At 56.5% G+C, this 19,304-nt stretch carries 19 protein-coding genes and 1 tRNA gene; 17 read left to right on the forward strand and 3 right to left on the reverse strand.

Going from position 1 to position 19,304, the window contains the following annotated elements:
* The first annotated feature begins 12 nt into the window (after positions 1–12).
* The 10 genes from topA (at position 13) to thrS (ending at position 11,616) form a co-directional block, all read left to right on the forward strand.
* Positions 13–2,088: a type I DNA topoisomerase gene (gene topA, locus H6A20_RS03945; protein WP_204905871.1), complete on the forward strand. Its 2,076-nt coding sequence runs from the start codon at positions 13–15 to the stop codon at positions 2,086–2,088.
* Between the two features lie 96 nt (positions 2,089–2,184).
* On the forward strand, positions 2,185–2,967 hold the full coding sequence (codY, locus tag H6A20_RS03950) for a GTP-sensing pleiotropic transcriptional regulator CodY (RefSeq protein WP_204905872.1): 783 nt from the start codon (positions 2,185–2,187) through the stop codon (positions 2,965–2,967).
* Positions 2,968–3,029: 62 nt separating this feature from the next.
* Positions 3,030–3,335: a hypothetical protein gene (locus tag H6A20_RS03955; protein ID WP_204905873.1), complete on the forward strand. Its 306-nt coding sequence runs from the start codon at positions 3,030–3,032 to the stop codon at positions 3,333–3,335.
* Positions 3,336–3,459: 124 nt separating this feature from the next.
* Complete coding sequence (locus H6A20_RS03960) at positions 3,460–3,744, forward strand: co-chaperone GroES (RefSeq protein WP_204905874.1); 285 nt, start codon at positions 3,460–3,462, stop codon at positions 3,742–3,744.
* Positions 3,745–3,797: 53 nt separating this feature from the next.
* Entirely contained in the window at positions 3,798–5,417 is a 1,620-nt protein-coding gene (gene groL / locus H6A20_RS03965; RefSeq protein ID WP_204905875.1) for a chaperonin GroEL, read from the forward strand.
* A gap of 127 nt (positions 5,418–5,544) precedes the next feature.
* Positions 5,545–6,039, forward strand: coding sequence for a DUF6106 family protein (locus H6A20_RS03970; RefSeq protein ID WP_204905876.1), 495 nt, complete (start codon positions 5,545–5,547; stop codon positions 6,037–6,039).
* 83 nt (positions 6,040–6,122) lie between these two features.
* Positions 6,123–7,577 (forward strand): IMP dehydrogenase, encoded by a 1,455-nt coding sequence (gene guaB, locus H6A20_RS03975; RefSeq protein WP_204905877.1) that lies wholly within the window; start codon positions 6,123–6,125, stop codon positions 7,575–7,577.
* Between the two features lie 69 nt (positions 7,578–7,646).
* Complete coding sequence (locus H6A20_RS03980; protein ID WP_243426116.1) at positions 7,647–8,681, forward strand: aldose epimerase family protein; 1,035 nt, start codon at positions 7,647–7,649, stop codon at positions 8,679–8,681.
* An 86-nt stretch (positions 8,682–8,767) separates the two neighbouring features.
* Positions 8,768–9,481, forward strand: a complete 714-nt coding sequence (locus tag H6A20_RS03985) for a peptidoglycan recognition protein family protein (protein WP_243426117.1) — start codon at positions 8,768–8,770, stop codon at positions 9,479–9,481.
* A gap of 395 nt (positions 9,482–9,876) precedes the next feature.
* On the forward strand, positions 9,877–11,616 hold the full coding sequence (thrS, locus tag H6A20_RS03990) for a threonine--tRNA ligase (RefSeq protein WP_476739003.1): 1,740 nt from the start codon (positions 9,877–9,879) through the stop codon (positions 11,614–11,616).
* A 115-nt stretch (positions 11,617–11,731) separates the two neighbouring features.
* On the opposite strand, the gene H6A20_RS03995 is transcribed toward thrS, so the two are convergent.
* On the reverse strand, positions 11,732–11,926 hold the full coding sequence (locus tag H6A20_RS03995) for a hypothetical protein (protein ID WP_204905880.1): 195 nt from the start codon (positions 11,924–11,926) through the stop codon (positions 11,732–11,734).
* Positions 11,927–12,016: 90 nt separating this feature from the next.
* Positions 12,017–14,017 carry an NAD(P)/FAD-dependent oxidoreductase gene (locus tag H6A20_RS04000; protein WP_204905881.1) on the reverse strand — a complete coding sequence of 667 codons (2,001 nt, stop codon included), beginning with the start codon at positions 14,015–14,017 and terminating at the stop codon, positions 12,017–12,019.
* A 241-nt stretch (positions 14,018–14,258) separates the two neighbouring features.
* On the opposite strand from H6A20_RS04000, the gene H6A20_RS04005 reads away from it, so the two are divergent.
* The 4 genes from H6A20_RS04005 to H6A20_RS04020 all read left to right on the forward strand — a co-directional run bounded on the left by H6A20_RS04005 (position 14,259) and on the right by H6A20_RS04020 (position 17,327).
* Complete coding sequence (locus H6A20_RS04005) at positions 14,259–15,044, forward strand: shikimate kinase (RefSeq protein WP_204905882.1); 786 nt, start codon at positions 14,259–14,261, stop codon at positions 15,042–15,044.
* 28 nt (positions 15,045–15,072) lie between these two features.
* Entirely contained in the window at positions 15,073–15,585 is a 513-nt protein-coding gene (locus H6A20_RS04010; RefSeq protein ID WP_204905883.1) for a YqeG family HAD IIIA-type phosphatase, read from the forward strand.
* An 82-nt stretch (positions 15,586–15,667) separates the two neighbouring features.
* Positions 15,668–16,225: an elongation factor P gene (gene efp / locus H6A20_RS04015; RefSeq protein WP_204905884.1), complete on the forward strand. Its 558-nt coding sequence runs from the start codon at positions 15,668–15,670 to the stop codon at positions 16,223–16,225.
* Between the two features lie 187 nt (positions 16,226–16,412).
* On the forward strand, positions 16,413–17,327 hold the full coding sequence (locus tag H6A20_RS04020) for a DUF5688 family protein (RefSeq protein WP_204905885.1): 915 nt from the start codon (positions 16,413–16,415) through the stop codon (positions 17,325–17,327).
* A gap of 35 nt (positions 17,328–17,362) precedes the next feature.
* On the opposite strand, the gene H6A20_RS04025 is transcribed toward H6A20_RS04020, so the two are convergent.
* Positions 17,363–17,434 (reverse strand) — tRNA-Arg (locus H6A20_RS04025).
* A gap of 138 nt (positions 17,435–17,572) precedes the next feature.
* Between H6A20_RS04025 and H6A20_RS04030 the strand changes: the two genes are divergently transcribed.
* The 3 genes from H6A20_RS04030 to H6A20_RS04040 are packed head-to-tail and all read left to right on the forward strand — an operon-like array spanning position 17,573 to position 19,296.
* Positions 17,573–18,199 carry a hypothetical protein gene (locus tag H6A20_RS04030; protein ID WP_204905886.1) on the forward strand — a complete coding sequence of 209 codons (627 nt, stop codon included), beginning with the start codon at positions 17,573–17,575 and terminating at the stop codon, positions 18,197–18,199.
* A 60-nt stretch (positions 18,200–18,259) separates the two neighbouring features.
* Complete coding sequence (locus H6A20_RS04035; RefSeq protein ID WP_204905887.1) at positions 18,260–18,961, forward strand: AzlC family ABC transporter permease; 702 nt, start codon at positions 18,260–18,262, stop codon at positions 18,959–18,961.
* A complete protein-coding gene (locus H6A20_RS04040; protein ID WP_338106576.1) occupies positions 18,958–19,296 on the forward strand; it encodes a branched-chain amino acid transporter permease in 339 nt (112 codons plus the stop codon). Before H6A20_RS04035 ends, H6A20_RS04040 begins: the two co-directional genes overlap by 4 nt.
* Positions 19,297–19,304: the final 8 nt, after the last annotated feature.

A 19,304-nucleotide genomic window follows, 5' to 3' on the forward strand; every position in this document is an offset into this window, starting at 1 on the left:
AAAAAATAAGACATGGCTCATTATCTTGTAATCGTGGAGTCTCCCGCCAAGGTGAAGACGATCAAAAAATTCCTGGGAAGCAATTACACGGTCATGGCTTCCAACGGGCACGTGCGGGATCTGCCGAAAAGCCAGCTCGGAATCGACGTAGAGCATGACTTTGAGCCCAAATATATAACGATACGCGGCAAGGGGGAGATCCTGGCCGCGCTGAGAAAAGAAGTGAAGAAAGCGGATAAAGTCTATCTGGCAACCGACCCGGACCGGGAGGGGGAGGCTATCTCCTGGCATCTGTGCAAGGCGCTGAAGCTGGAGGATAAGAAGACGTACCGCATCAGTTTCAACGAGATCACCAAGAACGCGGTGAAGGAGTCCATCAAACACGCCCGGGAGATCGACATGGACCTGGTGGACGCCCAGCAGGCCCGCCGCGCCCTGGACCGGATCGTGGGCTATGAGATCAGCCCGCTTCTGTGGGCCAAGGTAAAGCGGGGGCTGAGCGCCGGCCGGGTGCAGTCGGTGGCCCTGCGCATCATCGCGGACCGGGAGGAGGAGATCGAAGCCTTCATCCCGGAGGAGTACTGGACGCTGGACGTCCTCCTCGGCGTAAAGGGGGAGAGGAAGCCCCTGCGGGCCAAGTTCTACGGCACGGAGAAGGAGAAGATGACGATCCGCTCCAGGGAGGAGCTGGACGGCATCCTGAAAAAGCTGGAGGGCGCCTCCTACCGCGTGGAGGAAGTCAGAAAGGGCGAGCGCTTCAAGAAGGCGCCGGTTCCCTTTACGACCAGTACGATGCAGCAGGAGGCGTCCAAGGTGCTGAACTTTGCCACCCAGAAGACCATGCGCATCGCCCAGCAGCTCTATGAGGGCGTGGACATCAAGGGGAACGGCACAGTGGGCCTGATCACCTACCTGCGTACAGACTCCACCCGCGTCTCTGACGAGGCGGAGAACAGCGTGCGCTCGTACATCGCAGACAGCTACGGGGCCGGGTTCGTGGCATCGGGCGAGGCGAAGGCGGCCGACAACCGGAAGATCCAGGACGCCCACGAGGCCATCCGCCCCACCGATGTGATGCGCACACCGGCGGCGGTGAAAGACTCCCTCACCAGGGATCAGTTCCGCCTGTACCAGCTCATCTGGAAGCGGTTTGTGGCAAGCCGGATGCAGCCGGCCAGGTATGAGACGACCTCCGTGAAGATCGGCGCGGACAGCTACCGCTTCACCGTGGCGGCTTCCAAGATCGTCTTTGAAGGGTTCCGCACCGTATACACAGAGGCGGACGAGGAGAAGGAGGAGAGCAATGTCCTCCTTGGCAGCCTGGATGAGTCATCCGTCCTCACAAAGAAAGAATTCGACACAAAGCAGCACTTTACGCAGCCGCCGGCCCACTATACGGAAGCGGCCCTTGTAAAGACGCTGGAGGAGCTTGGCATCGGCCGTCCCAGCACCTACGCGCCCACCATCTCCACCATCATCGCCAGGAGATATGTGGCGAAGGAGAGCAGGAATCTGTACCTGACGGAGCTGGGCGAAGTGGTGGACCACATCATGAAGCAGTCTTTCCCGGCCATCGTGGATGTGAATTTTACGGCCAACATGGAAGGCCTCCTCGATAAAGTGGCGGAGGGCAAGGTGGAATGGAAATCCGTCATCGAGAACTTCTACCCGGATCTGGAGCAGGCTGTGAAGACGGCCCAGGAAGAGCTGGAGAGCGTGAAGATCGAGGACGAGGTCACAGATGTGATCTGCGAGGAGTGCGGGAGGAACATGGTCATCAAGTACGGCCCCCACGGCAGATTCCTCGCCTGCCCGGGATTCCCGGAATGCAGGAACACAAAGCCCTACCTGGAGAAGATCGGGGTGAAATGCCCGAAGTGCGGCAGGGATATCGTGATCCGCAAGACGAAAAAGGGCAGGAGATACTACGGCTGCGAGAACAATCCGGAATGCGATTTCATGTCCTGGCAGAAGCCGGCCCCGAAGCCGTGCCCGAAGTGCGGCGGCTATATGGTGGAAAAGGGCAGCAGGCTTGTCTGCATGAATGAGTCGTGCGGCTATATCGAGAAGAACGAGACAGACTCATAGATATTTTTTATAAAAAGATGCGCAAAAATTTACGCGTGATTGTTGATATTTCCAGAATTGTATGATAATATATACGACAAAGGATGGAGGTTGCGTATGAGTGTACAATTATTAGATAAAACAAGAAAAATCAATAAATTACTGCACAACAATAACTCCAGCAAAGTTGTTTTTAATGATATCTGTGAGGTACTGACGGAGATCCTGAATTCCAACGTCCTTGTGATCAGCAGGAAGGGAAAGGTCCTCGGCGTCAGCAGGTGCAGTGGTGTAGGTGTGATCACGGAGCTGATCAAGGGAGAGGTCGGATGCCATATCGATGAGATGCTCAACGAGCGGCTCCTGAATATCCTCTCCACAAAGGAAAATGTGAACCTGGAGACACTTGGTTTCTCACCGGAGACGGTGAGGGGATACCAGGCGATCGTGACACCCATCGAGATCGCGGGCGAGAGACTGGGAACACTCTTCATCTACAAGCAGGGCGAGGATTACGAGATCGACGATATCATCTTAAGCGAGTACGGCACGACCGTGGTGGGACTGGAGATGCTCCGGTCCGTCAACGAGGAGAACGCGGAGGAGACGCGCAAGGAACACATCGTACAGTCAGCTATCAGTACACTCTCCTTCTCCGAGCTGGAAGCGATCATCCACATCTTCGATGAGCTGGAGGGGACGGAAGGCATCCTCGTAGCCAGCAAGATCGCCGACAGGGTCGGGATCACCAGATCCGTGATCGTCAACGCGCTGCGCAAGTTCGAGAGCGCAGGCGTGATCGAGTCCAGATCCTCCGGCATGAAGGGAACCTATATCAAGGTCGTAAACGACTACGTGTTCACGGAGCTGGAGAAGATCAAGGCGGAGAGAAACAAGTAGATAAGACGGGAGAAAGGGTATCGGGAAACTGATGCCCTTCTTTTGAGAAGGAGGATATTGCGATGGAGGATCTCAGAGGCAGCAGGGCGGTCCTTGCCATGACCCGCGTGTACCTAGCGGAGGAGCAGATGGATGAGACGGAGTATGTCTGCCGCGTCACAGACTGCGACGAGGAGGGGGAACGGCTGCATCTGACGCTGGAGGAGGGGGACCTTACAGGTCTGTCCCTGGACGCGGAATACAGGTGCACCCTGTATCCGCAGGATGTGTACTGCGAGGGGACCGTAAAGGAGCGATTCTTTGACAGGGAGGGGGCAAGGCTGCTCTTTTCTGTCGAAAACGGATTTTATAAAAATAGTCTAAACTAAAAGAAAGTGTGTTGACAAAAGATGGGGAGAGTGCTATTTTATTACTAGAGTTTATTAGCACTCTCTTTTTTAGAGTGCTGACAAATATAAAAGCAGCATAGATAGCTTAAAGGAGGAACCATTCATGAAGTTAGTACCATTGGGAGACAGAGTTGTATTGAAACAGTTAGTTGCTGAAGAGACCACGAAGTCCGGTATCGTTCTGCCGGGACAGTCCAAAGAGAAACCCCAGCAGGCGGAAGTCATCGCAGTAGGACCGGGCGGCGTTGTGGACGGCAAGGAAGTGGAGATGCACGTCAGGGAAGGCCAGCAGGTTATCTATTCCAAATATGCGGGAACAGAGGTTGAACTGGACGAAGAGACCTACATCATTGTGAGACAGAGCGACATCCTCGCAGTGATCGAATAAGGGAAACGGCATAGTTTAAACATACTTTGAAAGAAACAGGAGGATTGAATATCATGGCAAAGGAAATCAAATACGGAGCAGAGGCCAGGGCAGCGCTTGAGTCAGGCGTGAATAAGCTGGCAGATACAGTGAGAGTGACACTTGGACCTAAGGGAAGGAACGTTGTGCTTGACAAATCGTTCGGCGCGCCGCTCATTACAAACGACGGCGTCACCATCGCCAAGGAGATCGAGCTGGAGGATGCGTTTGAGAACATGGGCGCACAGTTGATCCGCGAGGTTGCCTCCAAGACCAACGATGTGGCAGGAGACGGCACGACGACAGCGACGGTTCTCGCACAGGCTATGGTCCATGAGGGCATGAAGAACCTGGCGGCAGGTGCCAACCCGATCGTGCTCAGAAAAGGCATGAAGAAAGCGACGGATAAGGCGGTAGAGGCGATCCAGAGCATGAGCAGCAAGGTGACAGGAAGAGACCAGATCGCCAGGGTCGCAGCTATTTCCGCCAGCGATGACGAGGTGGGCGAGATGGTTGCGGACGCCATGGAGAAAGTTTCCAACGACGGCGTCATCACCATCGAGGAGTCCAAGACCATGAAGACAGAGCTGGATCTGGTGGAAGGCATGCAGTTTGACCGCGGCTATGTATCTGCATACATGTGCACGGATATGGATAAGATGGAGGCGAACCTGGAGGATCCCTACATCCTCATCACAGACAAGAAGATCTCCAACATCCAGGAGATCCTGCCGCTCCTCGAGCAGGTTGTGCAGGCCGGCGCAAGACTTCTCATCGTTGCAGAGGACGTAGAGGGCGAGGCTCTCACAACCCTGATCGTCAACAAGCTGCGCGGCACGTTCAATGTAGTGGCCGTGAAGGCTCCGGGATACGGTGACAGAAGAAAAGCCATGCTGGAAGATATCGCCATCCTGACAGGCGGACAGGTGATCTCCGACGAGCTGGGACTGGATCTGAAGGAGACGACCATGGAGCAGCTCGGACGCGCCAAATCCGTCAAGGTTCAGAAAGAGAACACCGTCATCGTGGACGGCCTTGGAGACAAGGACGCCATCGCTGCACGTATCGCGCAGATCAAGGCGCAGATCGAAGAGACCACATCTGACTTCGACAGGGAGAAGCTGCAGGAGAGACTTGCCAAGCTGGCAGGCGGCGTAGCGGTGATCCGTGTGGGCGCTGCCACAGAGACAGAGATGAAAGAGGCGAAGCTGCGCATGGAGGATGCCCTTGCAGCGACAAGAGCGGCTGTTGAGGAAGGCATCATCGCAGGCGGCGGATCCGCATACATCCACGCATCCAAGGAAGTGGCAAAGCTGGCAGATACACTGGAAGGCGACGAGAAGACAGGCGCCAAGGTCGTGCTGAAAGCCCTGGAGGCCCCGCTGTTCCACATCGTAGGCAATGCAGGCCTGGAGGGTGCAGTCATCATCAACAAGGTGAGAGAGTCTGAGCCCGGACAGGGATTCGACGCATACAAGGAAGAGTACGTGGATATGGTGAAAGCCGGCATCCTCGATCCTGCGAAGGTGACAAGAAGCGCGCTGCAGAACGCAACAAGCGTAGCGGCCACACTTCTGACGACGGAGTCTGTTGTCGCCAACATCAAGGAGGAGACACCCGCGGCGCCGGCAGGCGGCGGAATGGGCATGATGTAATCCCTCCGTATAAAAAAGTGAAAATTTAGAAAACTCCCCCTGCGGGAGTTTTCTTTTTGTACACAGATGTGATATAATGTCTAGAAACAGACGGTATACTGCATACCGGGTATTTGGAGGAAGAGACATGAGTGACTTCTATACAGAGCAGTTGATCAAGAAGAGAACAGACGGAAAGGATATCGCGATGAAAATTCTGCTGATCGCAGTGACGGTAATCAGCTTTTTTATCGCTTTTTTGATGCCGTTCCTGCTCCTGCTCCCGGTCGTGTTCATCGCCGCGGATATTTTCCTGTTCCGGCGCATGGACGTGGAGTATGAGTACATCTACATCAACGGCGACCTGGACATCGACAAGGTCATGCACAAGGAGAAGAGAAAGCATATGCTCTCCATGAACGTGCAGGATATGGAACTGCTGGCGCCGGAGGGATCCTTCCAGCTCCAGTCCTACCGGACAGGCAAAGTGTACGACTACAGCAGCGGCGATCCGGCCGCGACCGGGCGCTACGTGCTCGTGTTCACCAGGTCCGGGGAGACGGTGAAGGTCCTCTTTGAGCCAAACCGGGATCTCGTGGAGGGATTCTTTCTGCTGGCCCCGCGGAAAGTGATCCGCAAATAGCGGGAAAGCAGTTGACAAGAACTGTGTTTTTTATGTATGATAGCAGTTACACATAGAAGATAAAAGAAAGAGAGGTTTAAGCGATGGGTAAAATTATCGGAGAAGGCATTACATTTGACGATGTGCTCCTTGTGCCGGGTTATTCTGAGGTGATCCCCAACCAGGTGGATCTGTCTACCTTCCTGACAAAGAAGATCAGGCTGAATATCCCCATGATGAGCGCGGGCATGGACACGGTGACCGAGCACCGCATGGCGATCGCCATGGCGCGCCAGGGAGGAATCGGCATCATCCATAAGAATATGTCCATTGAGGCGCAGGCGGAAGAGGTGGACAAGGTGAAGCGCTCGGAGAACGGCGTTATCACGGATCCCTTCTATCTCTCCCCGGAGAATACGCTGGCCGACGCCAACGAGCTGATGGGCAAGTTCCGCATTTCCGGCGTGCCGGTCACCGAGGGAAAGAAGCTGGTGGGCATCATCACCAACCGCGACCTGAAGTTCGAGGAAGATTTTACCAAGAAGATCAAGGAGTCCATGACATCCGAGGGACTCATCACCGCGAAGGAGGGGATCACGCTCGAGGAAGCCAAGAAGATCCTTGCCAAAGCGAGAAAAGAGAAATTACCCATCGTGGATGACGACTTTAACCTGAAAGGTCTCATCACCATCAAAGATATCGAGAAGCAGATCAAGTATCCGCTCTCGGCGAAGGACGCCCAGGGCCGGCTTCTGTGCGGCGCTGCCCTTGGTATCACAGCAAACTGTCTGGACAGGGCCCGGGAGCTGGTGAACGCCAAGGTAGACGTAGTCGTGCTGGATTCCGCACACGGACATTCCGCCAATGTGCTGCGCACCATTGACATGATAAAGAGCAAATTCCCGGATCTGCAGATCATCGCGGGCAACGTGGCCACAGGAGCCGGCGCGGAGGCCCTCATCAAGGCCGGCGCTGACGCTGTCAAGGTCGGCATCGGACCGGGATCCATCTGCACGACCCGCGTCGTGGCAGGCATCGGCGTACCCCAGATCACGGCGGTCATGGACTGCTACGAGGTAGCGGACAAGTACGGCATCCCGATCGTTGCGGACGGCGGCATCAAGTACTCCGGAGATATGACCAAGGCCATCGCCGCAGGCGCCAATGTATGTATGATGGGAAGCATCTTTGCCGGATGCGACGAGAGCCCGGGAACGTTCGAGCTGTTCCAGGGAAGGAAATACAAAGTATACCGCGGCATGGGATCCATCGCCGCCATGGAGAACGGAAGCAAGGACCGGTACTTCCAGGAGAACGCGAAGAAACTTGTGCCTGAGGGCGTGGAGGGCCGCGTGGCATACAAGGGAACGGTGGAAGACACTGTATTCCAGCTCATGGGCGGACTGCGCTCCGGTATGGGATACTGCGGAACGACCAACATTGAGGAGCTGAAGACAAACGCGCGCTTCATCAAGATTTCCGCTGCGTCCCTGAAGGAGAGCCATCCCCACGATATCCATATCACGAAGGAAGCTCCGAACTACAGCGTAGACGAATAAAAGAAAGATACACTGACAGAGCCCGTGCCGGAAGGCCCGGGCCTGTCTTATATGGAGGAGGAAAGAACCATGACAGAAGCATTTGGAAAGACAGGCGCCGGACAGGAGACGGTCCTGTACACACTGGAGAACAAAAACGGGATGCAGATCGCCGTCTCTGATTACGGCGCCACGCTCGTGAAAGTGATCGTACCCGACGCGCGCGGCCGAAAGAGGGATGTTGTCCTTGGCTATGACGACGCGGCCGGATACGAGGCCGGGGACAAGTTCTTCGGGGCCACGGTCGGCAGGGTGGCGAACCGGATCGGAGGGGCTTCTTTTGAGCTGAACGGGAAGACCTACGAGCTGGACCGCAATGACAACGGGAACAACCTTCACAGCGGCATGGATTTCTACAGCAAGCGGATGTGGACGGCGGCGGAGTACGGGCCGGATCACGTCACATTCACCCTCCACAGCCCGGACGGCGACCAGGGATACCCGGGGGCGGTGGATCTGACCGTGACCTATACGCTGACGGAAGAAAATGAAGTGCGGATCCACTATCACGCCGTGCCGGACGCCGACACGCTGCTCAATATGACGAACCACAGCTACTTCAACCTGGCCGGCCAGGACAGCGGGACCATACTGGACCAGGAGGTCTGGATCGGCGCAGACGCCTACACGGAGGCGGACGCGCAGTCCATTCCCACAGGGGCGGTCCTGCCGGTGGAGGGCACGCCCATGGATTTCCGCGTGAGGAAGGCCATCGGCCGGGATATAGAGGCGGACTTCCAGGCCCTTGCCTTCGGCGGCGGTTATGACCACAACTGGGCGCTGAACGGCAGCGGCTATCGGAAGGTGGCGGAGCTTGCCAGCGCGCAGAGCGGCATCACGATGGAAGTCTTTACGGATCTGCCCGGCATGCAGCTCTACTGCGGCAATTTCCTGGAGGGGGACAAAGGGAAAGGCGGCGTCTCCTACGGGAAGCGGAGCGGCGTCTGCTTCGAGACCCAGTATTTCCCGGACGCCGTCCACAAGGAGAACTTTGAAGGGCCGGTGGTGAAGGCCGGCGAGGCGTACGACACGGTGACGGCCTACCGGTTTTCTGTATCTGAATAAAGATTCAGAAAATCATAAGTAAGTCTTCATACTTTCTTTTCCTGAATATGATAGAATGGAGCAGGATCAGAGATGGGGAAGGTAAGATGAGCCGGACAGGAAGAAGAGCGAAGAGAAAGACGAAAGCACAGCATCGAAAGAAGATGCGGACATACTGGAAGGCAGGGCTGATCATTCTGGCAGCCCTGCTCGCCGTTTTGGCGGTGATCCGCGCGGTCAGGCCCCAGTGGCTCCCGTGGCGGCAGTACATAGAGTATGACGGCGCGCAGGTAGACGCCTCCCGGCCGGATATCGACGTGGAGCTTCTCACGGTCAACCCGTGGTCCAGGCCCGGGGAGGAGACGGAGCGGATCACCGGGATCGTGGTGCACTACACGGCGAACCCGGGCTCCACAGCCATGGATAACCGGAATTACTTCGAGGGACTGAAGGACAGCCACATCACCCAGGCAAGCAGCAACTTTGTCGTGGGCCTGGAGGGGGAGATCGTCCAGTGCGTGCCTACCTGGGAGGTGGCCTACGCCTCCAATTCCAGGAATATAGATACTGTGTCCATTGAGTGCTGCCACCCGGACGAGACGGGGCAGTTTACCGGGGACACCTACCGCTCCATGGTGCAGCTTAGCGCCTGGCTGTGCCTGAAATTCGGGCTGGATGAGGGTGATGTGATCCGCCACTATGATGTGACGGGCAAGAACTGCCCGAAGTATTTTGTGGAGAATGAAGAGGCGTGGCAGCAGTTCCGGGCGGATATCGGGGCGGCCATCGCGCGCACCGGGCAGGAGGCAGAAAAGGATTGACTTTTCCTGCGGGATGGTTATAATAAAAATTGAAATCTCAGACAGGAAAGGCACAGACGGAAACGAGTAGTCATCCGGAACTATCCAGAGAGAGGGGCGGAGAGCTGGAAGCCCCTTATAGAAGAAGGACGATGAAAACCATTCCCGAGCTGCGCCGCCCAACGGCAGACAGGCCAAGTAAGCGGTGACGTCCGCCCGCGTTAAGGGTACGGATCTCGGAGGAGATCTCTTTGAGTGAAAAATAAAGGTGGAACCGTGCAGCGAGAAGATGCACCCTTGCAGAGGACAGAGGCAGTCCCTTCAGGGGTGCTTTTTGTTTTCCGCGCATGCTGTCTGGATAGAGAGCAGCCCCGGAAGGAGGGGCAGGAAAGGAGAAGAGGACAATGAAAGTAAGTATGAGAGACGGATCCGTGCAGGATCTGACATTCGCAGACGAAGTGGGACAGGAGGCCTTCCGCCACACCACATCCCATATCCTTGCCCAGGCAGTCAAACGCCTCTGGCCGGACACAAAGTGCGCTATCGGCCCGGCGATCAAGGATGGCTTCTACTATGATTTTGAATTCAGTTTCCCGTTCACCACAGAGCATCTGGCGGATGTGGAGAAGGAGATGAAGAAGATCGTGAAGGAGGCGCTCCCGCTTGAGAGAAGCGCAGTCAGCAGGGACGAGGCGCTGAAGCTCATGGAGGACAGAAACGAGCCCTACAAGGTGGAACTCATAGAGGAGCTGCCGGAAGGCGAGGAGATCAGCCTCTACAGGCAGGGCGAGTTCGTGGACCTGTGCGCAGGCCCCCACGTGTCCAACACGAGCGTCGTGAAGGCGTTCAAGCTGCAGAGCGTGGCCGGCGCCTACTGGCACGGCGACGAGCACAACCAGATGCTGACGAGGATCTACGGCACTTCCTTCCCGAAGGCCGCTGAGCTGGAGGAGCATCTGGCCAAGATCGAGGAGGCGAAGAAGAGGGATCACAGAAAACTCGGAAAAGAGCTGGGGCTTTTCGCCATCATGGACGAGGGGCCGGGATTCCCGTTCTTCCTGCCGAAGGGCATGGTGCTCAAGAACCTGCTCATTGACTACTGGAGAAAGCTGCACACAAGAGAGGGCTACGTGGAGATATCCACACCGATCATCCTGAGCCGTCACCTGTGGGAGAACTCCGGTCACTGGGATCACTATAAAGACAACATGTATACAACCGTCATCGATGATGAGGATTACGCGGTGAAGCCCATGAACTGCCCGGGCGGCATGCTCGTGTACAAGGTGGAGCCCCGCTCCTACAAGGATCTGCCCATGCGGGTCGGCGAGCTTGGTCTGGTGCACCGGCATGAGAAATCCGGACAGCTCCACGGCCTTATGCGCGTGCGCTGCTTCACGCAGGACGACGCCCACATCTTCATGACAGAAGAGCAGGTGCAGGACGAGATCAAGGGCGTGGCGCGGCTCATCGATGAGGTGTACTCCAAGTTCGGCTTCAAGTACCACGTAGAGCTCTCCACAAGGCCGGAGGACAGCATGGGTACGGACGAGGAGTGGGAGATGGCGACAAGCGCCCTCAGAGGAGCTCTGGAGTCCCTTGGACTGGACTATGTGGTGAACGAGGGAGACGGCGCCTTCTACGGACCGAAGATCGACTTCCACCTGGAGGACTCCATCGGCAGGACCTGGCAGTGCGGCACGATCCAGCTTGACTTCCAGATGCCCCAGCGGTTTGATCTGGAGTACACGGGAGCAGACGGGGAGAAGCACCGTCCGATCATGATCCACCGGGTTGCCTTCGGCTCCATCGAGCGGTTCATCGGCATCCTGATCGAGCACTACGCAGGGAAATTCCCGGTATGGCTCTCTCCTGTGCAGGTGAAGGTCCTTCCGGTATCGGAGAAGTTCGCGGACTACGCGAAGAAGGTGGCCGGCGAGCTGACAGAAGCCGGTGTGCGCGTGGAGACGGACGACCGGAGCGAGAAGCTGGGCTACAAGATCCGCAGCGCCCAGATGGAGAAAGTTCCCTATATGCTCATTGTCGGCGAGAAGGAGATGGAGAGCGGCAACGTATCCGTCCGCAGAAGGGACGAGGGCGATATCGGCAGCATGGGCGTGGAGGAATTCGCAAAGCTTGTGCTGGAAGATAAATAGGACGCTTCTTATAAAGCAGATGCATAAAAGCAGCAGTGATACTTCCTTTTACGGAAGATCACTGCTGCTCTTTCGTTGGTGCGTATATTGTTTCCTTACCCTGATCCGCGGGAGGCTATTCCATCATGACCATATGGGCGATGGAGGCCGCATCGTCGGAGTGGCTCTGACGGCAGACGAGGACGCTGCAGATGTAGTCCTCCTCCAGATCCAGCGCCTGGCTGATCTGCCTGACCGTCTGCCCTTCATCGTTGCGTGCGAGGATCTCCTCAATTTCTTTTGTGATCTGTTCCAGTGTTTTGGTCGCCATTGTCCTGTCCTTCCTTTTGTCTGTACATAAAAAGATGTCTCTATTTTACAGGAAAGCAGCAGAAATGTCCATATACCTTTACCGGGGGTCTTACAGGTATCCCAGTCTGTCCAGTGCGGCCAGCACCATGTGGCGTCCGGCGTCGGTTCCGTCGATGATCCGTCTTGCGCGCACGGAATCTCCGATGTTGAGGACTTCCGTGTCCTCGCCGTCAAAGCCTTCCACGATGTCGTTCCAAAGAGGCGCGTAAGCCTTCATGCCAAGGCATACAAAGCCGTAGTCAAAGGGGAGAGTTTCCTCTTTGCCGTCGCGCTTTACGACGAAGGCGTGGGGCTCCACTTTCATGAGGGCTGTGTTCACAAGCTGCGTCACACTGTGCTTTCTCATGCACTCATTCATGCTGGATGTGGTGGAGGCGTCAAGGCCCTTGCCGATCGCGGGCATCATCTCGATGATGGTCGTCTCCGCGCCGCGGGGAGCGAAGAACTCTACCACGTCAAGGCCCACTGCGCCGCCGCCGATGACGATGACTTTTTTGCCGGTCATATCCTTGTCAAATGCCGGGATATCGCCCATCAGATCCTTGATGCCGTACACCCCTGTGCCCTCCTTGCCCAGGTTCTCGTGGAGTCCTTCGATGGGCGGAAGCAGCGGAACGGATCCGGTGGCGTTTACAACCAGGTCCGGGTTGCAGGACTTGATCACATCCACGGTCACGTCCACACCTGTCCGGATGGTCAGGTTCTCAAGGCCCTCCGCCCGGTGCTTCAGGTAGGTCGGGAAATCGGCCAGGCGCTTCTTGGCAGGAATGCGGGAGATATCCACGGAGAGTCCGCCCACGTGATCCTGCTTCTCAAGAAGCGTTACGTCACAGCCGACCTCTGCGGCTGTGCAGGCTGCCTCCAGCCCGGCCGTGCCGGCGCCCACAACAACGACGCTGCAGGGCTTTGTCACTTTGTGCTTCTTATAGGCCTCGCCGTTTATGAGATCCGGGTTGACGGTGCAGCGCAGGGGCTTGTTGCCGCCGATCCGGTTGCCCACGCAGCCGATGTTGCAGGAGATGCATTTGCGGATGTCCTCCACGTGGCCGTATCTTGCCTTGTTGCACCAGTCGGGATCCGCGATCAGGCCGCGGCCCATACCGATCAGATCCGCGTCGCCTCTTGCCAGGATGTCCTCTGCCACCTGGGGATTGCGGATGTTGCCGATGGCGATGGTGGGCTTGTGGAACTTGTCGCGGACAGCCGTTGCCATGTAGGAGCGCCATCCGTCCTCCAGATAGTTGGCGTCGATCTGGTACTGGATGGAGGGGTTCAGGGCGGAGGAAGTGTCAAACATGTCCACGCCCTCGTTTAAGAACTCCAGGTATTCCAGGCAGTCCTCCACAGTGTTGCCGCCCTCCACAAGCTCGTCCACGCTCAGGCGCAGGGAGATTGGGACTCTCGGCCCGACGGCGGCGCGCACCTCATCGATGACCATGCGGCAGAAGCGGGCGCGGTTCTTTGCGCATCCGCCGAACTCATCGGTGCGGTCGTTCATGGTGGGGGAGAGGAACTGGCTGATCAGGTAGGAGTGTCCCGCGTGGATCTCCACCATGTCAAAGCCGGCGTTTACCGCGCGGCGCGCAGCAGCGCCGTAATCCTTTGCAATGCTCTCCAGCTCTTCCCTGGAAAGCGGGCGGGGTCTCTCGCCGCCCTCCTTGGAGGGGAGGGTGGAGGCGGATACCGGCTGCATGCCGATCCGGGAGGACATGGCGGATGCGCCGGCGTGGTTGAGCTGTACGCCCATGCAGGCGCCGTACCTGTGACAGGCCTCTGTCAGATTGAACAGGCGCGGGATGTAGCAGTCCTTGTCGATGCGAAGCTGCGTTGTCCCGTTGGAGCCCTCCGGGTATTTCACGCATACGTTCTCCACGATGATGAGGCCTGTGCCGCCTCTGGCCCGCAGTTCATAGTATTTGATGTGCTCGTCACTCAGCTCCCCGGTGTGGCCGGCGAAATCGCTCCCCATGGGCATCATGACAACCCGGTTCGGGATGGTCATGCCGTTGATGGTGAGGGGGCTGAAGATGTGTCTGAAGTTGTTCTTCATTTGACTGTACCTCCGTTTTGTGTAATGTTTCAGTGATCCTGAACCTTTATGGTAATAGTATAAAATATTGTTAAAGATAAAACAAATTCATGTTTTTGCCGGAGTCGATAGAATATATCTATGGTTTCCAGATTGAAAAACCATATATGTTTTGCTATAATATGGCGGTGGAGCCTGCGGGCTCCCCTATGACGCTATATCTATATACAGATACGGATTGATAAAACAGGAGAGATGGACGATGAACGATTTGGAAATGTATCGGGAGCAGCTTGCACTGTGCGATGACAAGATCATAGACGCCCTGGTGGAGAGAAATAAGATCGTGGAGAAGATCATGGCGTACAAGGAAGAGTACGGCATGCCGATCCTCCAGCCGCAGCAGGAGGCCAAGCAGAAGGCCCGCCTGAAGGAAAAACTGGGGGACAACAAATACAGGGACGAGATATACGACGTGTTCCGCCGGATCAACCGCAACAGCAAGCGGATCCAGGCGCGCAAGCTGTTTGATTACAACATCATCCTGATCGGCTTTATGGGAGCCGGCAAGACCTCCATATCCGACTACCTCAACACGATGTTCGCCATGGATATCGTGGAGATGGACCAGGTGATCGCGGACCGGGAGGAGATGAGCATCCCCGATATCTTTGCCACGTACGGGGAGGAGTATTTCCGGAATCTGGAGACAGAGCTTCTGATCGAGATGCAGTCCCGGAAGAACACCGTCATCTCCTGCGGGGGCGGCGTGGCCCTGCGGGAGCGGAATATAGAAGAGATGAAGAAGAACGGCAGGGTCGTGCTCCTTACGGCGAGCCCGGAGACGATCTACGAGAGGGTGAAGGACAGCAAGGATCAGCCCGCCCTGAACGGCCGGAAAGACGTGGAGGCCATCTCCGAGCTGATGGAGCAGCGCCGCGAGAAGTATGAGGCGGCCGCGGACATTGTGGTCAACACGGACGGCAAGACGGTGCAGCAGTCCTGCGAGGAGATGATCCGCAAGCTGACAGAGCTGGAAGAGGCGTAGCAGGCGCGGACAGGAAAGAGGAAGAGAGATGTTTGAGCGTTTTTTTCCGGACAGGTATGTGGCATCCACATACGTGATCGATTTTGAGAAACTGTATGCGGACGGGGTGCGCGGGCTGATCTTTGACATCGACAATACCCTTGTCCCCCACGGAGCCCCGGCGGACGCGCGGGCGGTGAAGCTGTTTGAACGCCTCAGGGCGATCGGCTTCCGGTGCTGCCTGATCTCCAACAACCAGGAGAAGCGCGTGAAGATGTTCAATGAGCCCATCCAGGTGGATTACGTCTATAACGCCCACAAACCGTCCACCAGGAATTACATCCGGGCCATGGAGATCATGGGGACGGACCGGGAGAGCACGGTGTTCATCGGAGACCAGCTCTTTACCGACGTGTGGGGGGCCAAGCGGGCGGGCATCCCCAATATCCTTGTAAAACCGATCCATCCGAAGGAGGAGATCCAGATCGTGCTCAAGCGGTATCTGGAGCGGCTCGTACTGCATTTTTACAGGAAGAGCCTGCGGGACGGAAAAAAAGGTTGAAAAAAGGCCTGGAGTATTATAAAATGGAACAAGTGAGAGAACGACATGTGCGGTGTGAACGCACAGTTTAAGGAGGATTAGAATGGTTTCAGCAGGAGATTTTAAGAATGGCTTAACAGTGGAGATCGAGGGCAACATTTATCAGATCCTTGACTTCCAGCACGTAAAACCAGGAAAGGGAGCGGCTTTCGTCCGCACGAAATTAAAGAACATCATCAACGGCGGCGTTGTGGAGAAGACATTCCGTCCGACCGAGAAGTTTGAGACAGCGCACATCGACAGGAAGGATATGCAGTACCTGTACAATGACGGCGATCTCTACAACTTCATGGATATGGAGACATTTGACCAGCTTGCTGTCAATGCGGATGTTGTGGGCGATTCCCTGAAGTTTGTGAAGGAGAATGAGACAGTGAAGGTCATCTCCCACCAGGGCAATGTGTTCGCCATCGAGCCTCCCATCACCGTGGAGCTCCGCGTGATCGAGACAGAGCCCGGCGTAAAGGGCGATACAGCTACAGGCGCCACGAAGCCGGCTACCGTTGAGACGGGCGCGCAGATCATGGTTCCTCTGTTCGTGAACCAGGACGATGTGCTGAAGATCGACACCCGTTCCGGTGAGTATCTGTCCAGAGTATAGTCTGTCCGGAAATAAATATAAGATATGTCAAAAAAGCCTTGCATTTTCTGCAGGGCTTTTTTATAATATAAGTCACCATAATATCATTCCGGCATGCCGGATCTGTTTCTTATCTTATTTTCTTTTTTTTCACGGACCGTTTCACGGGCCCGATCCCACATGAAGAGCAGGCAGAGAAAGGAGAACTATGACGTATGAGCAGTTTGTAGAGCGTATGGAGGAAAGAGTGCGCGCCGCCCTTGCCCCCGGGAGGAGCGTCCGGTTAAGGAGCGCGCTGAAGAACAACGGCAGGCATAGGAAGGGGCTTGTGTTTACGGAGGCGGGGGTCAACACATCGCCCACGATCTATCTGGAGGAGTACTACGAGCGGTATCAGGCGGGGAGCAGCTTCGAGGAAGTGGCGGGGCAGATCCTTGCCCTGTACGGCAGTGTGCGCATGGACAGGTCCTGGGACGGGGAGCGCCTGTCCCGGTATGAGAATGTAAAGCCAAGGCTTATCTGCCGGCTCATCAACCGGGAGCGGAACCGGGACCTTTTGGAGGAAGTCCCCCATGTCCCCTACCTGGATCTGGCGGTCGTGTTCCATGTGCTGGTGGATCTGGAGGCGGACGACCGGATCGCCACCATGCTTGTGCGCAGGGAGCATCTGAAATGGTGGCATGTCACGGAGGAGGAGGTCCGCAGGGCTGCCGGGGAGAACACGGAGAAACTCCTGCCGGCAGAGTTCAAGACGCTCTGTGCGGTCCTGGCACAGGCGGGGATGGAGGAGCCGCCCGTGCAGGCGGATCCGGCAGGGGCGTACCGGATGTATGTCCTCACGAACAGCATACAGAATTTTGGCGCATCGGCCATTCTCTATAAGGACGTACTGAAGAAGATCGGCGCATTCCTGAAAGAAGATTTTTATGTGCTTCCCAGCAGCATTCACGAGGTGATCATCCTGCCGGAGAGCAGTGCGCCGTCCTGGCGCGAGACGGCCATGATCGTAAAGGAGATCAACGAGACCCAGGTGATGGAGGAGGAAGTGCTCTCCGACACGCCCTACTTTTACCGCAGGAGCGAGGGGGCGCTGGCCCTTCCCGGCTGGGAGAAGGAGGCATAGAAAAAGGGAACAGCCTGCGGGCTGTTCCCTTTTTACGTCTCTGACCAGAGTCGAACTGGCGCACCTGCCTCCGGAGGGCAGTGCTCTATCCACTGAGCTACAGAGACAAATAGTATAATACCACAACAGGACGGAAAGCGCAAGTGCAAATCTTGACTTTTCAAATTTTAGCGAGTATCATTTGTAGTGCCCTTGTCTGTCGGCCATGGCGATCATGGGGAAGGAAGGTTGCCGTGACAGAAAGAATGAAAACAGGCAGAGTGCGGGCCAAAAGACTTGTGCGCCGGGCGCTGGCAGCGCTGTGCGCCCTGTCGCTCCTTGTGCTCGCGGCTGCCGGAGCTGTTTTTACAGGGGATGAGATTGCGAAGGACGGGGAAACCGTGCCCGTTCAGAGCGTAGAAATACAGACAGAGAACATAGGATGGCAGGAGGAGGAGACGAACCCGCTTGCGGAGGCCTCAGATCCGGGGATCGCGGAGGCGGTCCGGGCCTACTATGGGAACAGAACAGAAGACAATCCGTTCGCAGAGGAGTACAGGGATCTGCAGACCTTTGTGAAACGGGGGAGATATGCGGACACATACCTGGCGTTTGTCCGCTATGACATGAAGCTGCAGGGCATCTACACCCTTGTGCCGGGGCTGGAGACCCTCTATCTGGAGGCGGATCCGGACGGGGAGCCGGGCGCCTTTGCGGTATCCGGGGAGTTCCCGGATGCGGAGGCGGCTTCGATGGCGGCTGTGCTGGCCGGGCACAGCGATGTGCAGCGGCTGATCCGGGATGTGCAGGCAGCCTATGAGAAGGCGGCCGCGTCGGACGCGCTTTTGTCTGAGACGCTCCGGGAGCTGGAGAGCCGGACGCCCGGCGCGTGACGGGACGGGGAGGCAGCGCAGACGAAGAGATAAGACGGAAGAAGGATACAAAGAGAACAGATGAGAGGATACGGACATGCGTTCCGCCGGGCGTTTCCCTACACGATCCCTGTGCTGACAGGGTACCTTTTTATAGGGATCGCCTTCGGCGTGATGTACGCGGAGAAGGGATACAATTTTCTTTGGGCCATGCTGATGAGCCTGCTTGTGTACGCAGGATCAGGTCAGTATCTGGCGGTGAATTTTTTTGTGCCCGGTATTTCATTTGCGCAGGTCATCTTTATGACGCTGATGGTGAATATAAGGCATGTTTTCTATGGGATATCCCTGCTTGACAGGTTTCATTCCATGGGAAAAAAGAGATGGTACATGATCTTTGGCCTGACAGACGAGACCTACTCCCTTTTGTGCACCACCAGGGTGCCGGAGGATGTAGACGGGGAGAAGTTTCTTTTTGCCATTTCTATTATGAACCAGTCCTACTGGGTCATCGGATCCGCAATAGGGGCCCTGGCGGGGACGGTGCTCCCCTTTGATTCCCAGGGGATTGATTTTGCCATGACGGCGCTTTTTGTGGTGATCTTTGTGGAGCAGTGGATGGACAGAAAGAACCGGGCGCCGGAGGTGATCGGCGTGGCGGCGGCTTTTGTCTGCCTGCAGATCTTCGGGGTGGACAACTTTGTCCTCCCGTCCATGCTGGTCATCATCCTTGTGCTTTTCGCGGGACGGACCAGGCTTGAGAGAGAGGAGGAGAGCGTATGAACCTGCCGGTAAGCGCCGGGATGTCGCTTCTGATCATCCTGGCGGTGGCCCTCACGACATTTGCCACCAGGGCGGTGCCCTTTCTCGTCTTTCCGAGAGGGAAGGAGATCCCCGCAGTGGTGCGGTATCTGGGCAGGGTGCTGACGCCGGCGGTCATCGGCATGCTGGTGGTCTACTGCCTAAAAACAACGCCGGTGCTTGCGGCCCCTCACGGGATACCGGAAGCAGCGGCGGTGCTTGTCACTGTGGTGCTCCATGTGTGGAAGAGGAATAACCTCCTGAGCATAGGAGCCGGCACGGTGCTCTATATGTTTCTTGTGCAGGCGGTCTTTTAGGAACCGCC

Origin of the sequence: Mordavella massiliensis, assembly GCF_016901695.1 — a bacterium.
Lineage (GTDB): Bacteria > Bacillota > Clostridia > Lachnospirales > Lachnospiraceae > Claveliimonas > Claveliimonas massiliensis_A.

Excerpts from the sequence above, each read along its gene's own strand:
- topA (WP_204905871.1), top strand. The coding sequence starts at position 13 with ATGGCTCATTATCTTGTAATCGTGGAGTCTCCCGCCAAGGTGAAGACG.
- codY (WP_204905872.1), top strand. The coding sequence starts at position 2,185 with ATGAGTGTACAATTATTAGATAAAACAAGAAAAATCAATAAATTACTG.
- H6A20_RS03955 (WP_204905873.1), top strand. The coding sequence starts at position 3,030 with ATGGAGGATCTCAGAGGCAGCAGGGCGGTCCTTGCCATGACCCGCGTG.
- H6A20_RS03960 (WP_204905874.1), top strand. The coding sequence starts at position 3,460 with ATGAAGTTAGTACCATTGGGAGACAGAGTTGTATTGAAACAGTTAGTT.
- groL (WP_204905875.1), top strand. The coding sequence starts at position 3,798 with ATGGCAAAGGAAATCAAATACGGAGCAGAGGCCAGGGCAGCGCTTGAG.
- H6A20_RS03970 (WP_204905876.1), top strand. The coding sequence starts at position 5,545 with ATGAGTGACTTCTATACAGAGCAGTTGATCAAGAAGAGAACAGACGGA.
- guaB (WP_204905877.1), top strand. The coding sequence starts at position 6,123 with ATGGGTAAAATTATCGGAGAAGGCATTACATTTGACGATGTGCTCCTT.
- H6A20_RS03980 (WP_243426116.1), top strand. The coding sequence starts at position 7,647 with ATGACAGAAGCATTTGGAAAGACAGGCGCCGGACAGGAGACGGTCCTG.
- H6A20_RS03985 (WP_243426117.1), top strand. The coding sequence starts at position 8,768 with ATGAGCCGGACAGGAAGAAGAGCGAAGAGAAAGACGAAAGCACAGCAT.
- thrS (WP_476739003.1), top strand. The coding sequence starts at position 9,877 with ATGAGAGACGGATCCGTGCAGGATCTGACATTCGCAGACGAAGTGGGA.
- H6A20_RS03995 (WP_204905880.1), bottom strand. The coding sequence starts at position 11,926 with ATGGCGACCAAAACACTGGAACAGATCACAAAAGAAATTGAGGAGATC.
- H6A20_RS04000 (WP_204905881.1), bottom strand. The coding sequence starts at position 14,017 with ATGAAGAACAACTTCAGACACATCTTCAGCCCCCTCACCATCAACGGC.
- H6A20_RS04005 (WP_204905882.1), top strand. The coding sequence starts at position 14,259 with ATGAACGATTTGGAAATGTATCGGGAGCAGCTTGCACTGTGCGATGAC.
- H6A20_RS04010 (WP_204905883.1), top strand. The coding sequence starts at position 15,073 with ATGTTTGAGCGTTTTTTTCCGGACAGGTATGTGGCATCCACATACGTG.
- efp (WP_204905884.1), top strand. The coding sequence starts at position 15,668 with ATGGTTTCAGCAGGAGATTTTAAGAATGGCTTAACAGTGGAGATCGAG.
- H6A20_RS04020 (WP_204905885.1), top strand. The coding sequence starts at position 16,413 with ATGACGTATGAGCAGTTTGTAGAGCGTATGGAGGAAAGAGTGCGCGCC.
- H6A20_RS04030 (WP_204905886.1), top strand. The coding sequence starts at position 17,573 with ATGAAAACAGGCAGAGTGCGGGCCAAAAGACTTGTGCGCCGGGCGCTG.
- H6A20_RS04035 (WP_204905887.1), top strand. The coding sequence starts at position 18,260 with ATGAGAGGATACGGACATGCGTTCCGCCGGGCGTTTCCCTACACGATC.
- H6A20_RS04040 (WP_338106576.1), top strand. The coding sequence starts at position 18,958 with ATGAACCTGCCGGTAAGCGCCGGGATGTCGCTTCTGATCATCCTGGCG.